The organism is Tsukamurella sputi (assembly GCF_007858445.1).
GTDB classification, from domain to species: domain Bacteria; phylum Actinomycetota; class Actinomycetes; order Mycobacteriales; family Mycobacteriaceae; genus Tsukamurella; species Tsukamurella sputi.
On the sequence record NZ_VIGV01000232.1, the window covers coordinates 1 to 513 of the forward strand.

1 protein-coding gene is annotated in these 513 nt (G+C 68.4%); it reads left to right on the top strand.

Going from position 1 to position 513, the window contains the following annotated elements:
• A partial coding sequence (locus tag FK268_RS23940; RefSeq protein WP_146437922.1) for a M1 family aminopeptidase occupies nucleotides 1-310 on the top strand: 310 nt, incomplete at its 5' end.
• Nucleotides 311-513 lie beyond the last annotated feature (203 nt).

A 513-nucleotide genomic window follows, 5' to 3' on the forward strand; every position in this document is an offset into this window, starting at 1 on the left:
CTACTACGCGAAGCTCGCGGCCTCGCGCGCCGACATCGTGGTCGGCGATCCCGGCCCGGCCCTGATGTTCGACGACCGGGTGTACAAACGCGGCGCGCTGACCGTGCACGCGGTCCGCGTCGCCCTCGGCGACCCGGCGTTCTTCGCGATGCTCCACGAGTGGACCGCCGAGTTCGCGCATCAGTCGGTCACGACCGAGGACCTCATCACCCTCGTCGCGAAGTACAGCCCGGAGCCGCTGCGCGACCTCTGGCGGGCCTGGCTGTACGAGGCCGCACTGCCGCCGCTGCCGGTGCTCACCGCTCTCTGACCCGATCCGGCCCGTCCGTCCGCGAGGCGGCGGAGAATTTCTGTGGGGATGGTGTCGAAACGGGGTCGTCCCGTTCGACGCCTGTACGAGACACGCTCACACCACAGAAGAAGGACTGATCGATATGCCTCGTTTCATGGGATTCGTACGGATGGCGGAGGGCCCGGAGGTCGGCGCACCGCCGAAGGCGCTCTTCGACGCGA